Consider the following 4,194-nt stretch of genomic DNA (forward strand, 5'->3'; position numbering starts at 1 on the left):
CGCGGAGGTGGGTCCGGTCGGGCTGGAGGTCCCGCTGACGGCCGCCGCGCCCACCGCCGCGCCGCCGCTGCCCGTCGTGATGCCGCCGGAGCCGCTCAAGAGCGAGGGAGTGACCCCGCGCAGGATCGCCATCCCCAAGATCGGCGTGCTGTCGTCGCTGATGACGCTCGGGATCGACAAGAAGCAGCGGGTCCAGACCCCTCCGATGAACAGGCTCCACCAGGCGGGCTGGTACAAGCACGGTCCCGTCCCCGGCCAGCAGGGACCGTCGGTCGTCCTCGGCCACGTCAACGGCAACGGCAAGGCCGGGGTCTTCCTCCGCCTCAAGGAGCTCAGACGCGGGGACAAGATCAAGGTGTCGCGTTCGGACGGGGCCGTGGCGGAGTTCACCGTCGACGGGGTCGAGCAGGTCAGCAAGCAGGCGTTCCCGTCGAAGCGGGTCTACGGCAACACCGGCGAGGCCACCCTGCGCCTGATCACCTGCGGCGGCGTCCTCAACCAGAAGACCGGCCACTACACCGACAACATCATCGTCTACGCGACCCTCTCCGCCACCGGCAAGGCGTCCTCACGCTGACCCGGGCGTTCACACCGTGACGAGACGCACGTCCTGCGCGTCCAACGCCTTCAGACAGGCGGCCGTGTCTTCCGGGTCGCTGGTGAACACCACGGCGCTGCCGTGACGTACGGCGGTCAGCCGGCGGTCAGCGCTACCAGAGCGTCGACCGCGTCCGGACGCTTCTCCAGCGGTAGCCCGGCCCTGCCGAGAGCGCCTCCGATCCGCTGCCAGTCGGCGAGAGTGATCAGCATCCCCGTGTCGTAGACGGGGACGCGAACGCTTGCTGATCCGGGTCTTGGCCATGGCCGCATTGCATGACGCGTATCACGCCAGGCCAGCTCTGCTTCGGGGAGCTCATCAGCCGTACAGTGTGGCCGGATCCACCGGAAGGACCCGGGGGTCCGCGGCGGCTCCGGGCCTGCCGGTCGTAACGTGCGGTACGGCCTGGGCTCCTCACATCCGGGCGGCTTCAGGTGCTCAGCCGATGAGCAGGGCGAGTACGGCGGCGGGGATGGCCCATGCGGGGGTGTCGAGACGGGTGATGTTCTTGGTAGCCAGAATCCCCCGGCCGAACTTGCCTTCGATGACCTTCGCCTCCTTTCGCCAACCGTTGCTCACCCACTTCGACTCAATGGGGATGGTCCAGTTGGTTCCTCCGGGGGAGGGCACAGGTATGGGGCCGAAGTCGACCTCTTGCCCTGAGCCTGTCCTGACGTAGCCGATGGTGTCCTCGCTCATCCAGCGGCCAGGCTGTCGATCGTCAATGGTCGCGGCCAGTGCGACGGCCAGGGCTGCCTCGGTGAGCACGGTCATGTCAGGCTCTGGGGAGCCGGCTCTCAGCAGCGGGCCGAGCCACGCGAGCAGGGGGTCCGTGAGGTAGAACTTGGACTGCGCGCCGGTGATACGACGCCCTTCCCCGTCGATCTGATGTGCCCAGAGCCCCGCATGGCTGCGGGTCAACCGGGACAACCGGAGTTCGAAGGCCTTGCGAGTGGAGTAACCGAGGGCTTCTGATGTCGCCGACTTGTTCAGGGGGGAGGCCGAGCGCATGTGCAGTTCGGAGATCAGCAGCGGTAGGGAATCAACCGAGGCTTCCGGGTCGATGTCGGTATGCAGCCAGGACATCAGGTCGTGTAGAAACGCCTCACTGACAGTGCCGACTCGGTGGTGCTCGGCCACCGCGCGAGGAAATCCACCGGAGACCAGGTAGGACTGCCAGGCGAGATCGAGCTCATCGGTGAAACTCTCGAGCATCTCCACTGCGTTCGCGGCGCTTGTGCTCTGAAGTTCCCATGGTGCGAGTGGATCTGGAACCGGGATATCCGGCTGGGTGACACGGAGCACGTCATGGAACCGCATCGGCAGGAGCATGCGGGCCCGGCGCGCGGCTGAGGCTCCTGAGCGTCCGGCGAACAGGTCACGTTCCACGTTGCTGTCATCCGACCATGAGGAGCCGGTGCAGATGACCGTGTCGTCTCCGAAGGCCGTATTGTCGCGCAGATACTTGATCGTGCTGGTCCATCCGTCGATCCCGGTCACTTCATCGAACAGCCAGACCCGGGGCCTGTACGCGTCGCGCTCGACCGAACGGGTGAGCATGCGTCCCAGGGAAGCCGCGCGACTGAGGTCCTTGGCTCGCATTCCATCGGCGGGAAGGTAGATGATCTGGCGTGGGTCCACGTCGGGACGGGCGCAGAGGGCCAGCGCGGTGTCCTTGAGGACCACGGACTTGCCCACCCGGCGAGGACCGCGCAGCACGATGAGCTTGTCGTCGATCTCGCCTGTCGCGACATCGTCGAGAATCGTGGCCCGGTACCCCATGTCGTATCGGGATCGATCACGAAGCCCTCTGTCTTCGGATGCCCATGCGGTCCCGCCCCTGCCTGTGACCGCTGCTCGCCACCACGGGTTGACCTCGCGGAGCCGGGCTTGTATCTCGTCGTCGCGCATAGTGTGAGGGTACTAAAACCGGGGGGGTTTTGGTGCCTTTATTTCCCAAAACAGGGGGGGTCTAGTGCCTTGAACTTCCTGAAACCCTCCGGGTCCTGGGAAGTCGAAGAGGGTCGAGAGAGGATCCGTTGTTTCCTGGAGGACCTCAGGTCGTGTGATGCGGGCCTTGCCGCTCCGGGGCGTGCCCGTTCCGGGTGAGGTGTCAGCCGTACAGCGTGGCCAGATCCACCAGGAGGACCCGGGGGTCCGCGGCGGACGCGGCGCGGAGGTCGGCGTCGAACTCGGCGCCGCCGTAGCAGGTCAGTACGGTGGCGGAGGTGTCGCTGCCCCGATGAGCCCGGCCGCGGGGGTCGAGGGCCCGCTGCACCAGCGAGGGAACGGGCCCGTGGGCTTTGATGAGATAAGGGAACTCGTCGATGACGACGAGTCCCCGGGACACGGTCTCGTAGAGCACGCGGAGCGCGTCGTCCCAGCTCTCCAGTGCGTACGGCGCGCGTCCGCCGGAGTGGTCGGCCGGCGCCGCTCCGAACTCCCACTCGAAGGCCGTCAAGCGGAAGGGTGGGAACAGAGGTCTGGGACGTGGGAGAATTTATGCCCGTTTTGCCGACAGGTTCCCAGTTGCTGTCGGGTCTCCATAGGATCTATGACAAGACTTGACCATCGGTGGGAATCCAGGAGAATCCCACCGCGCAACCGCATCCAACCGGGGAGAGACCGTGCTGAAGTCCAAGACGCGCAGGCGCGTCGCGGTCAAGACGGCCGCCATCGGCGCAGTGGGCGCAGGTGTCCTCTTCGGAGCCGTCCCGGCGATCGCGTCGATGACGGCGGCGCCCAAGCCGGTCACCTACACCTGCGAGCCGGAGGCCGGGGGAGCCTCCAGCCCGTACAAGTTCCAGATGGACCTGACCGGCCCGTTGGCGCCGACGCCGAACGGCCCGGTCGTCGCGACCTGGAAGATCGGCCAGCCTCTCGCCCCCGAGCCGAGCCTGCTCGCCCCGTCGGCCATCGCCGCCACCGAGCGCCTCGTGGTCGAGGCGGACGCGCTGGTCACCGGCTCGCCGCTGCCCACGCAGAGCGCGGCCGTCCTGGTCACGGTCTCGGCCGCCCCCGCGACGGTGCCCCAGGGCGGCCCGCTGACGCCTCCCCCCCGTGCTCATCACGATGACGCCGACCGCCACCGGCGTCATCGGGGTCCAGCCAGGGCCGTTCTACCTGGCGGTGGGCCAGGCCGGCGGCACCGGAACCGTCAACGGCCTCTACGACTGCACGCCCGCGTCCCCGGCCGAGGTCACCGCCGCCGGACTGCTGATCACCGTCAAGCCCTCCGGCACGGGGACGGGTACGGGCACCCCGACGCCGACCCCCACCGCCACGACCCCGAAGCCGACGATCACCATCACCCAGACCGTCACGTCGGAGCCCACGGAGAGCACCAAGAGCATCAAGACGACCAAGACGCGGCAGATCGAGGAGACGCCCGAGGGTGCGGCGTCCACGGGCGGCGGCGGCGAGGCCGGTCCGGACGCCCGCATGATCATGCTGAGCGGCGTGCTGATGGTCGCGGCGGCCGGGGTCGGCGGGCTGGTGCTGCGGCGCCGTACCGCGCAGCGGGGCTGACCGGGGTGGCCGGATGACCACGCCCACTCCGGACGGCCGGCGGCCGGGGCCGTCCTGCCCGGCCGGGC

At 68.3% G+C, this 4,194-nt stretch carries 5 protein-coding genes; 2 read left to right on the forward strand and 3 right to left on the reverse strand.

Annotation, left to right across the window (positions count from 1 at the left end; all coding sequences use genetic code 11):
• Positions 1-577: class F sortase (locus ACWJ6R_RS31280; protein WP_449065671.1), on the forward strand; the 577-nt coding region annotated here is incomplete at its 5' end.
• A gap of 459 nt (positions 578-1,036) precedes the next feature.
• Here ACWJ6R_RS31280 and ACWJ6R_RS31285 read toward each other — a convergent pair.
• The 3 genes from ACWJ6R_RS31285 to ACWJ6R_RS31295 all read right to left on the reverse strand — a co-directional run bounded on the left by ACWJ6R_RS31285 (position 1,037) and on the right by ACWJ6R_RS31295 (position 3,602).
• A complete protein-coding gene (locus tag ACWJ6R_RS31285; RefSeq protein WP_449065672.1) occupies positions 1,037-2,509 on the reverse strand; it encodes an AAA family ATPase in 1,473 nt (490 codons plus the stop codon).
• A gap of 202 nt (positions 2,510-2,711) precedes the next feature.
• Entirely contained in the window at positions 2,712-3,059 is a 348-nt protein-coding gene (locus ACWJ6R_RS31290) for a hypothetical protein (protein ID WP_449065673.1), read from the reverse strand.
• Between the two features lie 294 nt (positions 3,060-3,353).
• Complete coding sequence (locus ACWJ6R_RS31295) at positions 3,354-3,602, reverse strand: hypothetical protein (protein ID WP_449065674.1); 249 nt, start codon at positions 3,600-3,602, stop codon at positions 3,354-3,356.
• Between the two features lie 56 nt (positions 3,603-3,658).
• Between ACWJ6R_RS31295 and ACWJ6R_RS31300 the strand changes: the two genes are divergently transcribed.
• Complete coding sequence (locus ACWJ6R_RS31300) at positions 3,659-4,126, forward strand: hypothetical protein (protein ID WP_449065675.1); 468 nt, start codon at positions 3,659-3,661, stop codon at positions 4,124-4,126.
• Positions 4,127-4,194: the final 68 nt, after the last annotated feature.

Source organism: Planomonospora algeriensis (assembly GCF_977012225.1).

Bases quoted from the DNA above. Each gene is read 5' to 3' on its own strand.
- ACWJ6R_RS31285 (WP_449065672.1), bottom strand. From the start codon at position 2,509: ATGCGCGACGACGAGATACAAGCCCGGCTCCGCGAGGTCAACCCGTGG.